The sequence below is a fragment of the Desulfovirgula thermocuniculi DSM 16036 genome, assembly GCF_000429345.1.
Classification (GTDB): Bacteria; Bacillota; Desulfotomaculia; order Desulfotomaculales; family Desulfovirgulaceae; genus Desulfovirgula; species Desulfovirgula thermocuniculi.
The window spans coordinates 38,142-57,425 of the sequence record NZ_AUBR01000006.1; the positions used below are offsets into that span (position 1 = coordinate 38,142).

Here is a 19,284-nt window from a genome sequence, read left to right on the forward strand (position 1 = left end):
TATCGAGGCGGGAGGTAGCTTTCCGATGAAAAAGAAGCTCGGCCTGGCTTTAGGCGGGGGGTTCTGGCGGGGCATAGCCCACATCGGGGTTCTAAAGGCTTTCGAGGAGGCGGGGATCGTGCCCGACCTGGTGGCCGGCACAAGCGCAGGGAGCATTGTGGCCGCCCTGTACTGCAGCGGATGGAGGCCTGAAGAGCTGGAGGAGCTTGCCTTAAACCTCCAGCCGCGCGACCTTTACGACTCCGTTCCCATGGTCCTCAACCTGTCCCTCATGGCCATAAAGGTGGTCGTTGACGCGCTGCACCTGCCTTTCCCCCTTCCGGCGCCCCTGGGGCTTATGTCCGGCTACAAGCTGGAGAGGTGGGTAGAGAGCCACCTGGAGGAAAAAACCTTCCTGGAGCTAAAGAAAATGCTGGCCATCACCGCCGTGGATATATGCACCGGCCACCGCATAGTTTTTGTGGGGGAAGGGATTTGTCCCGCGGGCCGGGCGGAGGACGTTTTCTTCCTCTGCGGCGTGCCGGTGGCCGAGGCCGTGCGGGCCAGCTGCTCCGTGCCCGGCCTCTTTGAGCCCAAGAGGATTGGCGGGCGCCTGCTGGTGGACGGCGGGCTGCGGGAGAACGTGCCGGTAGAGGTGCTGCGCCTGCTGGGTGCGGAGGTGGTGGTAGGGGTAGATGTGGGGGACGAGGGCAGGCACTACCGCCCGGTGGAAAACATCGTGCAGCTTCTTTCCCAGTCCCTGGATATTATCGGCGAGGAGGTAACCCGCCACAAGCTGGAACGGTACGCCGACGTGGTCATCCGCCCCTTCCTGGCCGGAGTCGGGGCATGGGATTTCGCACGCCGGGCCCACTGCATAGCCCGGGGGGAAGAGGCGGCCCGCCAGGCCGTGCCCGCGCTGCAAAAGTTGTTGGGCGGGTAGGGTGCAAAAGGCGCGGGTTTTTCTGGTATAATGGTGCTTAATTTAAGCCTGCGTTACAGGAGGGGTAAAAATTATGGCCTTTTCCCCCTGCGGGCTGGCGACGGGAATCGGCAGCCTGCCCTTTACCGACCCTGCCCCTGCCCTGCTTCTCGTACGGGAAAACTTTCCCCTCATACCGCACTGGCCCCAGCTACCGCAAAGGGGCAGGGAGGAAAGCTTCGTCTACCAGTTCCTCTGGCCCCTGGTGCGCTTCCGCCTCCTCCTCCCGCAGGGCGACCGCTTTCACTTTGACGAGGAAAGCCCCGCCTGGGTGGAATCCCTGACGGAATTTTATGCCGCCTACCTCGCTGCGGAGCGGGGAGAGGAGGAGGCGGTTTCCCTTTTTGCCCTGCCCCCCCGGGCGGCGGCGGGCTTTTACGCTTTTACGGAATCCATGGCTGCCGACCCGGGGGAGGCCCTGTACTTTAAAGGGCACCTGGCGGGGCCCCTTACCGTGGCCTTCCAGCTGAAAAACCGCCGCGGGAGGCTGGCCTATTACGAGGAGCAGTTGAGAGATCTGATCGTTAAGACCCTGGCCGTGCACGCTTACTGGCAGGCCCGGGCCCTGGCCGGGCTGGGGCGCCGGCCCATTATTTTCGTGGACGAGCCGGCCATCAGCGTTTACGGGCAGTCTACCTTCATTACCGTGACCAGGGAGATGATCAAGGAAGACCTGGAATGCATCTGCGGGTTTATCCACCGCGCCGGCGGCCTGGTCGGCGTGCACTCCTGCGATGCCATAGACTGGTCCATCCTCTGCGAGTGCAGCCTGGACATCATCAACCTCGATGCCTACAGCTTTGGTCCCTCGCTCTTTCCATACGCCCGTGAACTGGGGGAGTTCCTGCGGAGGGGAGGGGTAATAGCCTGGGGCATGGTGCCCACCTCGGAAAAGGCCTGGGAGGAGGAGGTAGACTCCCTCCTGGTGCGGTGGCGGAAACTGGTTTCCGGGCTGGTGCAGAGGGGCGTCCCGGAGGACCTGCTCCTCCGCCAGTCCATGGTCACGCCCGCCTGCGGGACGGGCCTCTTGAGCCCGGAGCTGGCCGCACGCATCTACCGGCTGGCCCGCCTCCTCTCCGAGAAGGTGCAGGGGGAGGTGCGGTAGGCCTTGCTGCCCGACCTGCACGTGCACACCGCCCGCTGCGGCCACGCTCAAGGGGTCCTGGAGGACTACCTGGCATGTGCGCGCCGCCTGGGCCTTGCCTACCTGGGCTTTGCCGACCACCTGCCCCTTTACTGGTTGCCCCCGGAGGAGCGCGACCGCGGCCTGGCCATGCCGGAAGAGGAACTGCCCGGGTATGTAGAAGAGGTCTTAAGCCTCAAAGGGCGGGTCGGCGGCGTGGCCGTTGCCCTGGGCATTGAGGCCGACTACATCCCCGGCTTTGAGGAGCGCCTGCGAAAACTGCTTTCAAAGCATCCCTTTGATTACGTGCTCGGCGCGGTGCACTTCGTAGACGGCTGGGGCTTTGATAACCCCGCTTGCCTGGAGGGTTACGCTGCCTGGAGGGTGGACGACCTCTACGCGCGCTACTTTGAGCTGGTCCTGCAGGCCGTGCGCTCGGGACTTTTTGATGTGCTGGCCCACCCCGACCTGGTTAAAAAATTCGGTTACCGGCCCGGGACGGACGTGCGTGGCCTCTACGAAGAAGTGGCCGGGGCCATGGCCGGGGCTTCCGTTTGCGTGGAGGTCAACACTGCCGGGCTGCGGGTGCCGGCACAGGAGATATACCCTTCGCTGGAATTCCTCAAAGCGTGCCGCCGCCACGGTGTGCCGGCGGCGGTGGGCTCCGACGCCCACCATCCCGGGCACGTGGCCTGGGCATGGCCGCTGGCCAGGGAATGGCTCCTGGCCGCCGGCTACCGCCGGGTGGTTTTCTTTGAGGAAAGAAAGCCCAGGTTTTTAGAGATAACCTGACCGGAAAATCCGGTTATTTTTTTTGCCCGCCGGCAGGAATTCGGGGGCGTCCTGGAGAATTTAGGTGGTTGAAAGTGGTGTCAAGTGGTGTAAAGTGGAGAAAAACCCCATGTTTCTGGGCGAGTACAGGCACGCCATCGATCCCAAGGGGCGATTGATCATTCCGGCCCGCTTCCGCGAAGGCCTGGGCGAGAGGTTTGTCCTTACCAAGGGCCTGGACGGGTGCCTTTTTGCCTACCCCCCTCAGGAATGGGCGGCGCTGGAAGAAAAGATGCGCTCCCTGCCCCTTACCAGGTCTGACGCCCGGGCCTTTGTCCGTTTTTTCTTTTCCGGAGCCTGTGAATGCGAGTTTGACCGGCAGGGGAGAATACTGATCCCGGCAAACCTGCGGGAGTACGCGGGAATAACGCGGGACGTGGTAGTCATCGGCGTGTCCAGCCGGGTGGAAATCTGGGCCGCGGAACGCTGGGAGGAGTACAGTTCCCGGGCGGCGGCGCAGCTCGATGAAATTGCCGAAAAGATTGTCGAGCTGGAGCTGGGCATTTAAAGTTCCGGGCAGGAAGGCTAATGAAAGAAAGCGATCTTGTGCACCAGCCGGTTTTGCTGGAAGAAGTGCTTTTTTACCTGCAGCCCAGGAGCGGGGGAATTTACGTGGACTGCACCGTCGGCGGCGGGGGTCACAGCGAGGCCATCCTGCGCGCCAGCAGCCCCGGGGGACGCCTCATTGCGCTGGACCGGGACCCGCAGGCCCTGGCGGCGGCGGGGCGGCGCCTGGCTCCTTTTGGAGAGAGGGCTGTGCTCCTGAAATCCAATTTTATCCATCTCGGTCGTGTCCTGGCAGAGATGGGAATCAGCGCGGTGGACGGCATCCTTTTCGACCTGGGCGTAAGCTCGCTGCAGCTGGAGGTGCCGGAGAGGGGGTTCAGCTACATTCACGAGGGCCCCCTGGACATGCGCATGGACCCCGGTGATCCTGTTACTGCCGCGGACCTCCTGAACAACCTGGGGGAAGAGGAGCTGGCGGGGATCATTGCCCGCTACGGCGAGGAGCGCTGGGCCAGGCGCATTGCCGCCTTCATTGTGAAGGCCAGGGAAAGGGAACCCTTTAAGACCACCGCGCAGCTCGTAGAGGTTATTAAAGAGGCCATCCCTGCCAGGAGCAGGCGCAGCGGGGCCCACCCGGCCAGGAGGACGTTTCAGGCGCTGCGCATAGCCGTCAACCGCGAGCTGGAGATCCTCGAGCCGGCGCTGCGGCAGGCCGTAGACCTGCTTGGTCCCGGGGGTCGCCTCTGCGTGATTACTTTTCACTCGCTGGAGGACCGCATCGTTAAAAACCTTTTTAAAGATCTGGCCGGTACGTGCACCTGCCCTCCCTCCCTCCCGCGGTGCGTGTGCCGCCGGAAGCCGCTCCTGCGCATCCTCACCCCCGGGGGAGTGACGCCGTCCCCCGCGGAAATTGCGCGGAATCCCCGCGCGCGCAGCGCGCGCCTGCGGGCGGCAGAAAAACTGGGGGCAGTTCTAAACGGCGGGGTAGGTGAATAAGCTGTGATTGTAGCCGAGAAACAAGCCTACCAACACCTGCCCGGAGAAAGGCGGCGCCTCGCCGTCCGCCCCCGCCCGCGGGCGCGGCGCTCCCTCGAGCGCCTCTCCCTAACCGCCGCCATCCTTTTCTGCGTGGGGCTGGCCATCTTGGCCTCCCTCCTTTACGCCCGCATCCTCATCACCGCCTACCACATCTCGCGGGTGCAAAAGGAGGTGGCCGCCCTGGAGCTACAGACCAGGAGCCTTGCCGAGGACGTATCCAGGCTTTCCTCCCTGGAGAGGGTGGAGGCGCTGGCCGTAAGGCGCCTGGGCATGACGAAGCCTGATGAGCGCAGGCTGGTGCTGGTGCAGGCTGAAAATTCCGGCAATACGCCTCCTGCCGGAAAGGACGGGCCCGGCACCGGCCAGGCGGGGGAAGCCCCGCCGGGGCAGCAGCACTGGCTCCTGCAGGCGCTGGTGGAGCTGATCAACCGGCGCCCGGCGGGTGGTTCCGGCTAAGCGGCAGGCCTTTTTCGCGGGCGGGTGGTGCTGGGGGAGAGCTTTTGATGCGCACTGCCGGCGTTATCACCCGCCGCCGCATGGCCGTCCTCCTTTACCTGGCCACCGCGGCCTTACTGGCCCTCACCGGGCGGCTGGCCTGGATCCAGTTTGCCAGGGGGGCGGAACTGCAGGAAAAGGCCCTGGAGCTGCGCACGCGGGACATACCGGTGGAAGCCAAGAGGGGCAACATTTACGACCGCAACGGCCAGCTGCTGGTTACCAGCGTGAGCGCCGATTCCCTTTATGCCATTCCCTACCTGGTTACGGATCCCCAGAAGGTGGCCGCGGCGCTGGCCCCGGTGCTGGAGATGGACGCGGAGCGCCTGCAGAAGATCTTAACCCGCAGGTCCTGCTTTGAGTGGGTGGCCCGCAGGCTCCCGCCTGCCACGGTGGAGAAGATAAAGAAGCTGAACCTGCCGGGGCTGTTTTTTGTGGAGGAAAGCATACGTCATTATCCCCTCCCCACCCTGGCCCCCCACGTGCTGGGCTTTACCGGGGTGGACAATCAGGGCCTGACGGGGCTAGAAAAGGTCTTTGACGCCCAGCTGCGGGGCGTTGCCGGGCGCATCGTGGTGGAGCAGGACGCCACGGGGCGCGATGTGCCGGGGGCCATTCACCGGTACATTCCTCCCCGCTCCGGCCACGACCTGGTGCTGACCCTGGACAAGACCATCCAGCAGTTCGTGGAGAGGGAGCTGGATAAAATTGTCGCCAGGTACGATCCCAAGCTGGCGGTAATCATCCTCATGGACCCGCGCACGGGGGAAGTCCTGGCCATGGGCAACCGGCCCAGCTTCGACCTGACCGGCTGGATGACCGCGCCCCAGCACGTGTGGGACCGCAACCCGGCCATCTGGTACAACTACGAGCCGGGTTCCACCTTTAAGATCTTTACCATGGCTGCGGCCCTCAGCGAGGGGGTGACCAGGCCCGGCGACAGGTTTTACGACCCCGGCTATATAAAAGTGGCCGACCGTTACATTCGCTGCTGGGCGGATGGGGGTCACGGCAGCCAGACCTTTGAGGAAGTGGTGATGAATTCCTGTAACCCGGGCTTCGTTGAAGTGGGTTTGCGGCTGGGCAAGGAGAGGTTTTATACTTACATCAAAAACTTTGGTTTCGGCTCCCCCACGGGGATCGACCTGCCGGGGGAGGCTGCCGGGATTTTAATTGACGAGAAAAAAGCCACCAACCTGAACCTGGCCACCATGTCCATCGGCCAGTCCGTGGCCGTAACGCCCATCCAGCTGCTCACGGCCACCTGCGCGGTGGCCAACGGCGGCGTGCTGATGCGCCCCCAGTTGGTGAAGGAGATTCGCGACCCCGCGGGCAACGTGGTGGCCTCTTTCCAGCCCCAGCCCCTGCGCCGGGTACTGTCCCCGCAGCAGGCACGCCAGGTGGCCGATTTACTCTGCAGCGTGGTGCTGAAGGGCACGGGGCGCAACGCCTTCATTGAGGGCTACCGCGTGGCCGGTAAGACGGGGACGGCACAGGTGGTCGGCGAGGGCGGCGGCTATGTCAGCGGCAAGTACGTGGCCTCCTTTGTGGGGTTTGCGCCTGCCGATAACCCCCGCGTTTGCGCGCTGGTCATGGTGGCCGAGCCCAAGGGGGGCGTTTATTACGGCAGCCAGGTAGCCGCGCCGGTCTTCCGCGAGGTGGTGCGGGACGCCCTGCGCTACCTTAAGGTGCCCGCGACCCCCGGCTTAGACAAACCCCCCAGCCCTTTTACCTATGAGGAGCCGCAGCCCAAGGTGCGCGTGCCTGCCGTGACCAACTATCCCTTGGAGGTGGCCAGGAAGGTGCTCCTGGAGGCGGGCCTGGGCGCGGTGGTGCAGGGAGAAGGAAAGGTAGTCCTGAGGCAGACGCCCGTGGCCGGAACGGAGGTCGCCAGGGGTACGGCGGTTGTCCTGGATCTTGCCGATCCGGGGGTCTTGACCCACGAGCAGGTGGTGACCGTGCCCGACCTTACCGGCCTTACGGTTACGGAGGCTGCCGAGGTGCTCTCCAGCATGGGGCTCGAGCTGGAGGCTTCAGGCGTCGGGCAGGCCGCAGGGCAGGAGCCGGCGCCGGGCACCAGGGTTCCCCGGGGCAACGCCGTAAGGGTCTACTTCCGCCCCGTCCATTCGCCCTCGGCTGCCGGGCCGGCGCGGGAATTTGTGGAGCGGCCCTGAGACTGGCGGGAGCATATAAATGGAAATAATACCATAAAAAGAATATAGGGGCCGGGTTGCCAAAACAATGGCGCGGTGGTAGTATAACCGGGGAATAGGGACGGGGAGGGTTTGGATTGCTCTTTAGCGAGCTGGTTAGGGATTTACCGCTTTTGGAGGCGCGAGGGGATAAAGATGCGGAGGTCAGGGGGATGGCCTACGATTCCCGCCGGGTGCAGCCGGGCTACCTTTTTGTGGCCGTGGAGGGCTTTGCCACCGACGGCCACCGCTTTGTGCGCCAGGCCCTGGAGGCAGGAGCGGTGGCCGTGGTGGTGCAAAAGGAGGTACCCCTGCCCCATGGTGTGGCCTGGGTGCGGGTTGCCGACAGCCGCCTGGCCTTGGCGCTTCTTTCCGCCCGCTTTTACGGTCACCCTTCCCGGAAGTTGAGGCTCATCGGGGTCACGGGCACCAACGGCAAGACCACCACCACGCACCTCCTCGCAGCCATCTACCGGGAGGCCGGGGAAAAGGTGGGCCTCATCGGCACCATCGCCAACTGGATTGGCGACCGCCGCCTGCCGGTAACCCACACTACGCCGGAGTCCCTGGACCTGCAGGCGCTGCTCGCGGAAATGGTGAGGGAGGGGGTATCCACCGCGGTCATGGAGGTAAGTTCCCACGCCCTGGCCCTGCACCGCGTGGCGGGCTGCGCCTTTGATTGCGGCGTGTTTACCAACATTACCCAGGACCATCTCGACTTCCACCGGGATATGCGGGACTACCTGGCGGCCAAGCTCAAGCTCTTCCGGGAACTCGGCGCGGGGGGCAAGGCGGGCGTGGCGGTGCTTAATGCCGACGACCCCCACTGCGGGGAGTTTAAAAGCGCCTGCCACGTCCCCGTTTACACCTACGGGACCGGCGGCGGGGCGGACGTGCACGCCGGGGACATTAGCGTGACAGGCCGCGGCGTCTCTTTTACGGCGCATACCCCCTGGGGGAAGGCGAGGGTGCACCTGCAGCTGAGCGGGTACTTCAACGTTTATAACGCCCTGGCCGCCCTCACGGCGGCGGGGGCAGGCGGCGTGCCCCTGGAGGTGGCCGTGCGCGCCCTGGAGCAGGTGAGGGGGGTGAGGGGTCGCTTTGAACTGGTGGACTGCGGCCAGGACTTTGCGGCCATTGTGGATTATGCCCACACTCCCGACGGTTTGGAAAACGTGCTGTGCACGGCGCGGCAGATAACCGGGGGCCGCCTCATATGCCTTTTTGGCTGCGGCGGCGACCGGGATCGCACCAAAAGGCCCCTGATGGGCGAAATTGCCGCCCGCCTGAGCGATGTGGTGATCATCACCTCCGACAACCCCCGCACGGAGGACCCCTTGCAGATCATTGCCCAGATTGAGGAGGGGGTAAGGCGGGTGCGGCCCGATTACCTCGTGGTGCCCGACAGGAGGGAGGCCATCCGCCTGGCCGTGCGGGAGGCCCGGAGGGGAGATACGCTCCTCGTGGCCGGCAAGGGTCATGAAGACTACCAGATCATCGGCACCACCAGGTACCCCTTTGACGACCGGGAGGAAATTATGAAGGCCATCGCGGAAATCAGGGGCTGCCGGGGTGAGCAGCCGTGCTGAACATGACCCTGGGGGAAATTGCCCGGGCGGTTGAGGGAGAGCTTTGCCGGGGGAACCCGGACCTTCGCGTGCGCGCCGTCTCCATTGACAGCCGGACGCTTAGCGGCGGGGAGCTTTTTTTTGCCCTCAGGGGGCAGCGGCATGACGGCCACGCATTTGCCGCCCGGGCGGTGGCTGCCGGCGCCGCCGGGGTGGTGGTGGAGCGGGAGGTGCCGGACTTACCCCCGGGCGCGGCGGTAATCCGGGTACGCGACACGCTCTGCGCCCTGCAACAGCTGGCCCGCTACCACCGGGAGGCCTTTAAAATCCCGGTCATCGGGGTAACCGGCAGCTCGGGCAAGACCACCACCAAGGACCTGGTGGCTGCCGTCCTCGCGCGGCGCTTTAAAACCCTAAAGACCACGGCCAATCGCAATAACGAGATAGGTCTTCCCCTGACCCTCCTGGAGCTGGCGGAGGGCCATGAGGCCCTGGTGGTGGAGATGGCCATGCGCGGGCCCGGGGAGATAGCCTTTCTCTGCCGCCTGGCCCGGCCCAACGGGGCGGTCATTACCAACATCGGCGAGGCCCACCTCGAGCGCCTGGGCTCGGTGGACCGCATTGCCCGGGCCAAAGGGGAAATTCTGGAAGCCGTTCCCCCGGACGGCTTTGCCTTCCTGCACCGCGACAGCCCGTATATCCGGAGGGAGGCCTCCCGCTGCCGCGGGAGGGTGTATTATTTCGGCCTTGACGGGGAGGCGGACGTGCTGGCCGAGAACTTACGTGCGGTACAGGGCGGCTGCCGCTTTTACCTGCGCCTCCCCTCCGGGGAGGGCGGGGAGGTCTTCCTGCCCCTTTTGGGCAGGCACAACGTGGAAAACGCTCTGGCCGCCGCCGGCGTCGGCTGGGCGCTGGGGGTGCCCTTTGCGGACATTGCCGCCGGTCTGGCCGGGGCGGAGCTGACGCCCATGCGCCTGGAAGTGGTGGAGTTCCCCGGTGCAGGGGTGAAAGTAATTAACGACGCCTACAATGCCAACCCGGCCTCCACCAGGGCGGCGCTTTCCGTCCTGGCAGAGGTGGGGGCGGGCAGGAGGCGCATTGCCGTGCTGGGCGACATGCTGGAGCTGGGAGAGGCCGGACCCGAAAGCCACCGGCAAATCGGCTCCCTGGCGGCGGGCGTTGCCGACTACCTGGTGGCCGTGGGAGACCTGGCCGTTCACTACGTACGCGGCGCCCTGGAAGCCGGGATGCCGGCAGGCCGCGCCGCGCACTTTGCCTCCCGCGGGGAGGCCGCGGCCTTCCTGAAGGAAGTCATCCGCCCCGGGGACGTGGTGCTGGTGAAGGGCTCGCGGGGAATGCGCATGGAAGAAATATACGAGGAAGTGCGCAGGCACCTGCAGGTGGGAAATGATGGGTAGCGAAACCTGGTTGCTCTTGGGCAAGGCCTTGCTTCTTTCCCTGGCGGTAACCGTGGCCCTGGGGCCGGTGCTCATACCCCTGCTACGCTACCTGAAGTTTGGCCAGGTGGTGCGCTACGACGGGCCGGCCAGGCACCTCTCCAAAACGGGCACGCCGACCATGGGCGGGCTCATGTTTCTGGCAGGCACGGCCTGCGCCGTGCTGTGGTTTGCCCGCGGTTATGCCGAAGCCCTGGTGGTCCTGGGGGTTACCTGCGGTTTCGCCTTAATTGGCTTCCTGGACGATTTCATCAAGGTGGTGCTCAAGCGGCCCCTGGGGCTGCGGGCGAGGGAAAAGATAGCGGGGCAGGTGATCTTAAGCCTCCTGTTGGCTTTCCTGGCGGTTTCTTCCTTTGGCCGCGGTACGGATGTGGTGGTCCCCTTTAGCGGCTTCTGGGTTCCCGGCGGCTTGAAGCTGGAGCTGGGGACGTGGGGTTTCCTGGCCTTTGCCGCCCTCGTGATGGTCGGTACAGCCAACGCCGTAAACCTCACCGACGGCCTGGACGGCCTGGCCGCCGGGGTGACCGTGTGGGCGGCGGGAGCCCTCTTGCTTATTGCCCTTATCTTGGACAGGATCGGGCTGGCGGTGGTCATGGCGGCGCTGATGGGCGGGTGCCTGGGCTTCCTGGTTTACAACTATCACCCGGCAAAGGTCTTCATGGGCGACACCGGTTCCCTGGCCCTCGGGGGAGCCCTGGGGGCGGCAGCCGTCCTCACCAGGAGCGAGCTTTTCTTGCTGATCATCGGGGGAATTTACGTCCTGGAGGCCCTCTCGGTGATCATCCAGGTGATTTCCTTCCAGCTCTTTGGCCGCCGGGTTTTCCGCATGAGCCCCCTGCACCACCATTTTGAGCTGGGGGGCTGGAGCGAGCAGAGGGTGGTGCTGACCTTCTGGGGGATGGCGCTGGGCCTGGCCCTGCTGGGGCTGGCCGGGCTTTACCAGCTGGGTTAAAATCGGGTGCGGTGCAAACGGGAGGAGAAGGCTGGATTGACCATGGAAGATTGGCGCGGCAAAAAGGTTCTCGTCATCGGCGCGGGTAAGAGCGGCCTGGCGGCAAGCCGCTACCTGGCAGAGAAGGGGGCAAAAGTAGTCCTGGCTGACCAGAAAGAGGCTCCTGCCTTTGAGCAGCCTGTGGCCTCGCTGGTACCGCCGGGGGTGGAGCTTATCTTGGGGGGGTACCCCGCCCTGGAAACGGGCGGCTTTGACCTGGTGGTCCTAAGCCCCGGGGTTCCGCCCTCCCTTCCGGTGGTGGTGCAGGCCCGCGCCCTGGGCATTCCCGTGACCGGGGAGCTGGAGCTGGCCTTCCGGCAGGCCAGGGCGCCGGTGGTGGCCATTACCGGCACCAACGGCAAGACCACCACCACGGCCCTCACGGGGCAGATTTTCCGGGAGGCGGGTATTAAGACGCTGGTGGCGGGCAACATCGGCAGGCCGTTTATTGCCGAGGTGGAGGGCTACGGCCCCCGGGACGCCATCGTGCTGGAGGTGAGCAGCTTTCAGCTGGAAACGGCCGACACCTTCCGCCCCCGCGTGGCCGCCGTTTTAAACATTACCCCCGACCACCTGGACCGGCACGGGACCATGGAGGCGTACGTGGCGGCCAAGGCGCGCATTTTTGCCCGCCAGACGGAAGAGGACGTCACCGTGCTGAACTTTGACGACCCCCTGACCAGGGGCCTGGCCTCCCGCTGCCCGGGGCGCGTGGTCTTTTTCAGCCGCCGGGAGGACCTGGCGGAAGGGGCCTTTTTGCGAGACGGGTGGATAACCGTAAAGGAGCGGGGAAAGACGTACCCCCTCCTGCCCGCGGGAGACCTGCCCTTACCGGGGCTGCACAACCTCGAAAATGCCCTGGCCGCCGTGGCCTGCGCCTGGTGGTGGGGGATCACAGGGGAAAAGATAGCCGCCGCCCTGCGCCGCTTTCCCGGCGTTCCCCACCGCCTGGAGCTGGTGGCGGAAATCAACGGGGTGGCCTATGTTAACGACTCCAAGGGGACCAACCCCGAGGCCAGCATCAGGGCCCTGGAGGCCTTTGACCGCCCTATTGTTTTAATTGCGGGGGGGAGAAACAAAGGGAGCGACTTTACGGCGTTTGCACAGGTAGTCAAGAAGAAGGCGCGGGCCTTGGTGGTGCTGGGCGAATGCGCGGCGCAGGTGGCGGAGGCGGCCAGGGTAGCCGGGATGAGCGAGGTTTACCGGGCTTCCGACCTGCGGGAGGCCGTCCTCACCGCCCACCGCCTGGCCAGGCCCGGCGATGTGGTTTTGCTCTCCCCGGCCTGCGCCAGCTGGGATATGTTTAAAAATTACGAGGAGCGGGGCGACCGCTTCAAGGAGATCGTGCGGGAGCTGGCCGGTGCGTGACAATCTTGTGGGGGTGGATCGCATGGCCCTGCGCAGGCGGCCGCCGGACTTCATCCTCTTTCTCACCGTCCTGGTGCTGCTGGGCATAGGCATTGTCATGGTTTTCAGCTCCAGCTATTACTACGCCATGTTCCCGCCCTTCAACAACCCCTTCCACTTCCTCATCCGCCAGTCCATATGGGCCCTGCTGGGATTGACGCTCATGTTTGCGGCCATGAACTACGACTACTGGCGGCTGAAAAGGTGGGCGGTGCTCCTGCTGGCCCTTGCCTTTGCCCTGCTCATTGCCGTGCTTGTGCCGGGCATAGGGGTTTCCAAGCTGGGCGCCCAGCGCTGGCTCAACCTGGGCCCCTTGAGTTTCCAGCCCTCCGAGCTGGCCAAGCTCTGCCTGATCATCTTTACCGCCTACGGCCTCTCGCGCCGCCCGGAGCAGGTGACCAACTTCCGCCGCGGCATGCTGCCCTACCTGCTGGTCACGGGGCTGGCCGCGGGCCTCATCCTCATGCAGCCCGACCTGGGAACGGCAGTAACCATAGCCGCCACCATTGTCCTCATGCTCTTTGCCGCCGGGGCCTCCCTGGTGCACCTGGGCATCCTCGGCGTCTTCGGCGCCGCAGCCCTGGCCCTGGCCATCTGGCTTGAGCCCTACCGCATGAGGCGCTTTCTGGCTTTCCTGGATCCGGAAAAGGATCCCTCCGGGTCCGGCTGGCACATCCTGAATTCCCTCATGTCCCTGGGCTCCGGCGGGCTTTTAGGGACGGGGCTGGGGCAGGGCCGCCACTCCAAGTTTCTCTACCTCCCCGAAAGGCAGACGGACTTCATTTTTGCCGTCATCGGCGAGGAGCTGGGCTTCATCGGGGCCTCCGTGGTCATCATTCTCTTTATCATCCTTATCTGGCGGGGCTTAAAGGTGGCCATTACCGCTCCCGACCCCTTTGGGAGCCTGCTGGCGGCAGGCATCGTCTCCGGCATCGGCATCCAGGCCATCATCAATATCGGCGTGGTCACCAGTTCCCTCCCCGTAACGGGCATCACCCTCCCTTTTATCAGCTTTGGGGGTACCTCCCTGGTCTTTAACCTCCTGGGTGTGGGCATCCTGCTAAACATTTCCCGCTACGGCGCGCGGCAGTGAGGTGGCTTAATTGCGCTTTGTGGTAACCGGCGGTGGCACGGGTGGGCACATCTATCCTGCCCTGGCCATTGCCCAGGGCTTGTTAAAAAAGTATCCGGCGGCGCAAGTGCTCTACATCGGCCGGGCCGGGGGCCTGGAGGAGGAACTGGTGCCCAGGGCCGGCATCCCTTTCTATCCCCTGGCGCTTGCGGGCCTGAAGCGCCGCCCCTCCCCGCAGAACCTGGTGGCCCTTTACCGGGCGGCAAGGGGGGTGTGGGTGGCGCGCAAAGTGCTAAAGGAATTCCGCCCGCGGGCGGTCATCGGCACCGGCGGCTACGTCTGCGGGCCGGTAATCCTGGCCGCCGCCCTCCTGGGCCTGCCTACCCTCATCCACGAGCAGAACGCCCTGCCCGGCCTCACCAACCGCCTGCTGGCTCCCTTTGTCACCCGGGTGGCCTTAACCTTTGAGGAGGCGCGTAGATACTTGCCGCGGCGGGCCAGGGTGGCCGTGACCGGCCTGCCGGTGCGCGCGGAAGTGCTTTCCTGGCGGCGGGACGAGGCGCGCCGAGCCATGGGCATTCCGCCGGAAGCCCTGCTCGTGCTTTCCTTCGGGGGCAGCCAGGGGGCCAGGAGCATCAACGAGGCCATGCTCGAGGTGTTAAAAGAGTTCCAGGGCCGGGAGGGAGTATACTTTCTGCACGTGACGGGGCCCGGCCAGTACGAAAGCTTCCTGCAGCAGGCCGCCGGCAGTGGTTTAAGGATGACCCAAAATGGCAATATTATCCTTGTGCCTTACCTCCACGAGATGCCCCGCGCCCTGGCCGCCGCCGACCTGGCCATCTGCCGCGCCGGGGCGGCTACTCTGGCGGAGCTGACCGCCGCTGGCCTGCCGGCCGTGCTCGTCCCCTATCCCTTTGCCACGGGCAACCACCAGGAGCACAACGCCCGCGTGCTGGAAAAGGCAGGGGCGGCCTTGGTGGTGCCGGACCGCCAGCTTACGGGGCGGCTGCTCGCGGAAGTTTTACGCGGCCTGCTGGAGCAGCCGGAGAGGCTTAGGGCCATGTCCCGGGCCAGCAGGAGCATGGGCCGCCCGCAGGCCCTGGAAAGCATCCTGGCGCTGGTGGAGGAAATCATGGGGTAGCTTGCGGGCGGGCCTTGCCCGGCGAGGCTGTCCTTTGCGGGGACAAGCTTGCCGAGACGGGGTTACCCGCCGTCCGGCAGGGGCACACAAAAAAGGCCCCGGGCATAATATGGGTGTGTACCGAGCAAAAGACCTTGAGGCCACGCGCAGGTAAAGGGGGAGGAAAGTTCTTGCACGAGATTCCGGCTTGGGTGCACTTTATCGGCATTGGCGGTGCCGGCATGAGCGCCCTGGCCAGCATTTTGCTGGACCTCGGGCATAAGGTGAGCGGCTCCGACCTGGCAGCCTCAAAGGCCACCACCCGCCTGGCCTCACGGGGGGCAGTTATTTATTTTGGGCACGACCCGCGCCACCTGGGCGCGGCGCAGATGGTGGTCGTCTCTTCAGCCATCAAGCCCGACAACCCGGAGCTTGTGGCGGCAAGAGAAAGAAACCTTCCGGTAGTCCACCGCGGGGAACTCCTGGCCTGGCTGATGAAGCGGCAAAAGGGCATTGCCGTGGCCGGAGCCCACGGGAAGACCACCACCACTTCCATGCTCTCCCTCATCCTGGAGAGGGCCGGGCGCGACCCCACCGTGATTGTCGGCGGGGAGCTGGATGAGCTGGGCGGCAACGCCAAGCTGGGGCGGGGAGATTACCTGGTGGCCGAGGCGGATGAGAGCGACGGTTCCTTTTTAAAGCTTGACCCCCTGGCGGTGCTGGTGACCAACATCGAAGACGACCACCTCGACTACTACGGCTCCCTGGCCGGGGTTAAGGAGGCCTTCCGCCGCTTCATGGGCAAGGTGCCCCCTACAGGGGCGGTCGTGGCCTGCGGCGACGATCCAAATGTGAGGGAGGCGGTGGGGGACTTGCGCTGCCGGGTAATTACTTACGGCTGCGGGCCGGGCAACGATTATACCTTGAGGACGCTGGATGCTAAAGGTCGCTCCCCGCGCGGCGAAGTTTACTACCAGGGGAAGTATCTGGGTATCCTGGAACTCTCTGTGCCGGGCGAGCACAATTTGCTCAACGCCCTGGGGGCGGTGGCGGCTGCCCGCTGGGCCGGCGTGGATTTTCCCGCGGCAGCCGCCGCGCTAAAAGAATTCCGCGGCGTGAAGAGGCGCTTCCAGCCCTTGGGTGAGGTGGGGGGCGTGGCGGTGGTGGATGACTACGCCCACCACCCCACGGAAATAAAGGCCACGCTGCGGGCGGCCCGGCAACTGGCGCCCAGGCGGCTGGTGGTGGTCTTCCAGCCGCACCGCTACACCAGGACCGCGCTCCTGCACGACCGCTTTGGCGGTGCCTTTGAGGATGCCGACCTGCTCCTCGTAGACGAGATTTATGGCGCCGGAGAGGACCCCCTGGCGGGAGTGGACGCGCGCCTCATCGTGCGGGCCGTTACGGCGCACGGCCGGCCGCCGGTAATCTACCTGCCCGGCAGGGAGGCAATTGTCTCTTACCTCCTGGAGCGAGTTCTGCCGGGGGATCTCGTGATGTTCGTGGGCGCCGGCAACGTCTGGACCTACGGCGTGGAGCTGGTGAAAAGATTAAAGGAGAAAGCAATATGAGAGATCCTGCTGCCTTCAGGGAACTCAGCGCGCTCTTGCCCGGGCAGGTGAAGGCCGACGAGCCCATGGCCCTGCACACCACGTGGCGCATCGGGGGGCCGGCGGACATCTTTGTGGAGCCCGCAGGGCTGGAGGAGCTGGCCCGGGCGGTGACCTGGGTGCACCGGCGCGGCCTGCCCGTATATTTTATCGGCAACGGGTCGAACCTCCTGGTGCGCGACGGGGGCATTCGCGGCGTGGTGGTTAAGATAGGCCGGGGCTTAAGCTGGCACCGCGTTGGGGAAACCACCATTGTGGCCGGGGCGGGGATGGGGCTGGGAACGCTGGCCGCTCTCGCCCAGGCCGGCGGCATCGGCGGGTTTGAGTTCAGCCCGGGCATACCCGGCACGGTGGGCGGGGCCGTGGTCATGAACGCCGGGGCCAACGGGTCGTGCATGGCCGACCTGGTGCAGGAGGTGCTGGTCATGAACCGGGCCGGGGAGCTGGAGCGTCTCCCGGCGGCCAGCCTGCAGTTCGGCTACCGCACCAGCAGCCTGCTGGGGGGGTCGCTGGTGGTGGTGGAGGTGACCTGCCGGGGGGTGAAGAAGGACCCCGCTTCAATAGCCCGGGAGATGAAAAGGTATCTAGAGCGGCGGCGGGCCACCCAGCCTCTGTCCTATCCCAGCGCGGGGAGCGTCTTTAAGAACCCGCCCCAACATGCGGCTGGTTGGTTAATTGAAAGGGCCGGCTGCAAGGGCTTGAGGGAAGGCGACGCGCAGGTTTCTCTGGTTCACGCCAACTTCATCGTCAATCTGGGGAGAGCTACCGCCCGGGATGTGGAAAGTCTCATCCGGCAGGTACAGCAGAGGGTCTACCTGCAGTTCGGCATACTTCTTAACCTGGAAGTGCAGATTCTCGGCGAGGAGGAAGCGGGGTGACAGCATGGCCAGGTACTTCATTACGGGCGGTAAGCCCCTGCGGGGTGAGATCCGGGTAAGCGGCAGCAAGAACGCCACCCTGCCCATACTGGCGGCCTGCCTCCTGCACGGTGCCCCCAACGTCATTTCCGGCGTGCCGGCTTTAAAAGATGTGGACACCATGTGCGCGGTGCTTTCCTACCTGGGAGCCAGGATTTACCGCCATGGGGATGTGGTGCGCGTGGACAGCACCGGCGTGCAGAACCTGGAGGTCGGCGAGGAGCTGATGCGACGCATGCGGGCCTCCAACCTGGTGCTGGGTCCCCTGGTGGGGAGGTTCCGCTGCGCGCGCATCTCCTATCCCGGGGGGTGCAACATTGGCTCCCGCCCCATGAACCTCCATTTAAAAGGCCTGCGCGCCATGGGGGCCAGGATTGAGGAGCGCTTTGGATATATCACCGTGGAGGCTCCCCGGCTGGTGGGTGCGGAGATACACCTGGACGTGCCCAGCGTGGGGGCCACCGAAAACATCATGATGGCCGCCGTGCTGGCCAGGGGTGTAACGGTAATTCGCAACGCCGCCAAGGAGCCGGAAGTTGTCGACCTGCAGAATTTTTTAAACCGCATGGGCGCGCGCATCAAGGGGGCGGGGACGGACGTTATCCGCATCGAGGGAGTGGAGCACCTCTCTTCGGTAGAACACACGGTCATACCCGACCGCATTGAAGCGGGCACGCACCTGGTGGCCGCCGCCATTACGGGAGGCGACGTGAGGGTGACCAACGTGATTCCCGAACATTTGGAGCCCGTGCTGGCCAAGCTGCGGGAGATGGGGCTGGAGGTGGAGGTGGGGGACGACTGGGTGAGGGTGGCGGCGAGAAGCCGCCCGCGGGCGGTGGACATTAAAACGCTGCCCTATCCCGGCTTCCCCACCGACATGCAGCCGCAAATGATGGCCTTGGCCGCGCTGGCCGAGGGAACCAGCATCATTACCGAAACCATTTTCGAGAACCGCTTTAAGCAGGCCGGGGAGCTGCGGCGCATGGGGGCAAACATCAAGGTGGAGGGGCAGACGGCCATTGTCAAGGGCGTGGAAAAGCTGACGGGAGCCTCGGTGGTGGCCACGGACTTGCGGGCGGGGGCGGCGCTGGTGCTGGCGGCGCTGGCTGCCGAAAACGGCACCGTGGTGGACGGCGTGGAGCACATCGACCGGGGGTACGAGAGGCTGGAGCAGAAGTACGCGCAGTTGGGGGCCAGGATATTGAGGGTACCCGCTTAACGGGCCTCTTTTTTAGTTTCTCCGTGGACAAGCAATGGCCGGTGTTATAATATATTGGAGTGATGGAATTGAATGGCAGGAAATACCTCTGGGATAAGATGCTCTTTGCCTTCGTCCTCCTCCTGGCCGCCTTTGTCCTTCTGGGTTCCCCCTTGTTTGAGGTGCGGGAAATTGTGGTTACCGGCAACCGTCAGCTGCCGGCGGCAAAGATCGTCGAGCTTTCCGGCATCGTTCCCGGAACCAACATTTTTAAGCAAAACTTAAAGGAAGCGCAGGGCAGGATCTGCACCCTGCCCCTGGTAAAAGAGGTGGTCATCTGCCGGGATTTTCCCTCGCGCATTGTCATAAACGTGCGCGAGAGGCAGCCGCTGGCCCTCCTGCCCACGCCCGGCGGGTTCGTGCAGGTGGACCGTGAGGGCGTTTGCCTGCAGGAAGGGGGAGTTAACGACAGCTTCCCGGTCATTACCGGGTTTCCCGTTTCCCCGCTGGCGCCGGGGGAGGTGGTCCGGGACGAAAGGTTGCGCGCCACCCTACAGGTTGTGGACAGGTTTCCCGAAACTTTACTGAAAGAACTTTCAGAAGTACATATTAATGGGCAGGGGCAGCTGGTGCTCTACACCCTGGAAGGGGTGGAGTGCCGGCTGGGCAATGCCAGCAACCTGGAGCAGAAGCTGGCCCTCCTGCAGCAGATCCTGCGGCAGGTACGCGACCGCCGCATAGCTTACATAGACTTGAGCGGGGTGCCCGTAGTTAAGTATGCCCGTTAAAGGGGGGGC

17 protein-coding genes are annotated in these 19,284 nt (G+C 64.7%); all 17 read left to right on the forward strand.

Annotated elements, in window-relative coordinates; all coding sequences use genetic code 11:
* The first annotated feature begins 25 nt into the window (after positions 1-25).
* The 17 genes from G454_RS0102470 to G454_RS17380 all read left to right on the forward strand — a co-directional run bounded on the left by G454_RS0102470 (position 26) and on the right by G454_RS17380 (position 19,275).
* Entirely contained in the window at positions 26-922 is an 897-nt protein-coding gene (locus tag G454_RS0102470) for a patatin-like phospholipase family protein (protein ID WP_027717321.1), read from the forward strand.
* Between the two features lie 73 nt (positions 923-995).
* Positions 996-2,066 carry a uroporphyrinogen decarboxylase/cobalamine-independent methonine synthase family protein gene (locus G454_RS0102475; RefSeq protein ID WP_027717322.1) on the forward strand — a complete coding sequence of 357 codons (1,071 nt, stop codon included), beginning with the start codon at positions 996-998 and terminating at the stop codon, positions 2,064-2,066.
* A 3-nt stretch (positions 2,067-2,069) separates the two neighbouring features.
* A complete protein-coding gene (locus G454_RS0102480) occupies positions 2,070-2,876 on the forward strand; it encodes a histidinol-phosphatase HisJ family protein (protein ID WP_027717323.1) in 807 nt (268 codons plus the stop codon).
* Between the two features lie 109 nt (positions 2,877-2,985).
* Positions 2,986-3,423 carry a division/cell wall cluster transcriptional repressor MraZ gene (gene mraZ / locus G454_RS0102485; RefSeq protein WP_027717324.1) on the forward strand — a complete coding sequence of 146 codons (438 nt, stop codon included), beginning with the start codon at positions 2,986-2,988 and terminating at the stop codon, positions 3,421-3,423.
* 20 nt (positions 3,424-3,443) lie between these two features.
* Positions 3,444-4,418: a 16S rRNA (cytosine(1402)-N(4))-methyltransferase RsmH gene (rsmH, locus tag G454_RS0102490; RefSeq protein WP_027717325.1), complete on the forward strand. Its 975-nt coding sequence runs from the start codon at positions 3,444-3,446 to the stop codon at positions 4,416-4,418.
* 3 nt (positions 4,419-4,421) lie between these two features.
* Positions 4,422-4,916, forward strand: coding sequence for an FtsB/FtsL family cell division protein (locus G454_RS20200; RefSeq protein ID WP_051275784.1), 495 nt, complete (start codon positions 4,422-4,424; stop codon positions 4,914-4,916).
* A gap of 47 nt (positions 4,917-4,963) precedes the next feature.
* Positions 4,964-7,129: a stage V sporulation protein D gene (locus G454_RS0102500; protein WP_027717326.1), complete on the forward strand. Its 2,166-nt coding sequence runs from the start codon at positions 4,964-4,966 to the stop codon at positions 7,127-7,129.
* Between the two features lie 116 nt (positions 7,130-7,245).
* Entirely contained in the window at positions 7,246-8,736 is a 1,491-nt protein-coding gene (locus G454_RS0102505; protein ID WP_027717327.1) for a UDP-N-acetylmuramoyl-L-alanyl-D-glutamate--2,6-diaminopimelate ligase, read from the forward strand.
* Positions 8,737-8,738: 2 nt separating this feature from the next.
* Complete coding sequence (locus tag G454_RS0102510; protein WP_245574289.1) at positions 8,739-10,133, forward strand: UDP-N-acetylmuramoyl-tripeptide--D-alanyl-D-alanine ligase; 1,395 nt, start codon at positions 8,739-8,741, stop codon at positions 10,131-10,133.
* Positions 10,126-11,124: a phospho-N-acetylmuramoyl-pentapeptide-transferase gene (mraY, locus tag G454_RS0102515; protein WP_169719298.1), complete on the forward strand. Its 999-nt coding sequence runs from the start codon at positions 10,126-10,128 to the stop codon at positions 11,122-11,124. Before G454_RS0102510 ends, mraY begins: the two co-directional genes overlap by 8 nt.
* 42 nt (positions 11,125-11,166) lie before the next feature.
* Positions 11,167-12,531: a UDP-N-acetylmuramoyl-L-alanine--D-glutamate ligase gene (gene murD, locus G454_RS0102520; RefSeq protein ID WP_035106654.1), complete on the forward strand. Its 1,365-nt coding sequence runs from the start codon at positions 11,167-11,169 to the stop codon at positions 12,529-12,531.
* A complete protein-coding gene (gene ftsW / locus G454_RS0102525; RefSeq protein ID WP_245574286.1) occupies positions 12,524-13,663 on the forward strand; it encodes a putative lipid II flippase FtsW in 1,140 nt (379 codons plus the stop codon). Before murD ends, ftsW begins: the two co-directional genes overlap by 8 nt.
* A 19-nt stretch (positions 13,664-13,682) precedes the next feature.
* Positions 13,683-14,783, forward strand: coding sequence for an undecaprenyldiphospho-muramoylpentapeptide beta-N-acetylglucosaminyltransferase (gene murG, locus G454_RS0102530; RefSeq protein ID WP_245574290.1), 1,101 nt, complete (start codon positions 13,683-13,685; stop codon positions 14,781-14,783).
* A gap of 170 nt (positions 14,784-14,953) precedes the next feature.
* Positions 14,954-16,333, forward strand: coding sequence for a UDP-N-acetylmuramate--L-alanine ligase (murC, locus tag G454_RS0102535; RefSeq protein ID WP_035106656.1), 1,380 nt, complete (start codon positions 14,954-14,956; stop codon positions 16,331-16,333).
* A complete protein-coding gene (gene murB / locus G454_RS0102540; RefSeq protein ID WP_027717334.1) occupies positions 16,330-17,250 on the forward strand; it encodes a UDP-N-acetylmuramate dehydrogenase in 921 nt (306 codons plus the stop codon). The genes murC and murB overlap by 4 nt, the downstream gene beginning before the upstream one ends.
* Before the next feature lie 4 nt (positions 17,251-17,254).
* Positions 17,255-18,508, forward strand: coding sequence for a UDP-N-acetylglucosamine 1-carboxyvinyltransferase (murA, locus tag G454_RS0102545; protein ID WP_027717335.1), 1,254 nt, complete (start codon positions 17,255-17,257; stop codon positions 18,506-18,508).
* Between the two features lie 68 nt (positions 18,509-18,576).
* A complete protein-coding gene (locus G454_RS17380; protein ID WP_051275785.1) occupies positions 18,577-19,275 on the forward strand; it encodes a cell division protein FtsQ/DivIB in 699 nt (232 codons plus the stop codon).
* Positions 19,276-19,284 lie beyond the last annotated feature (9 nt).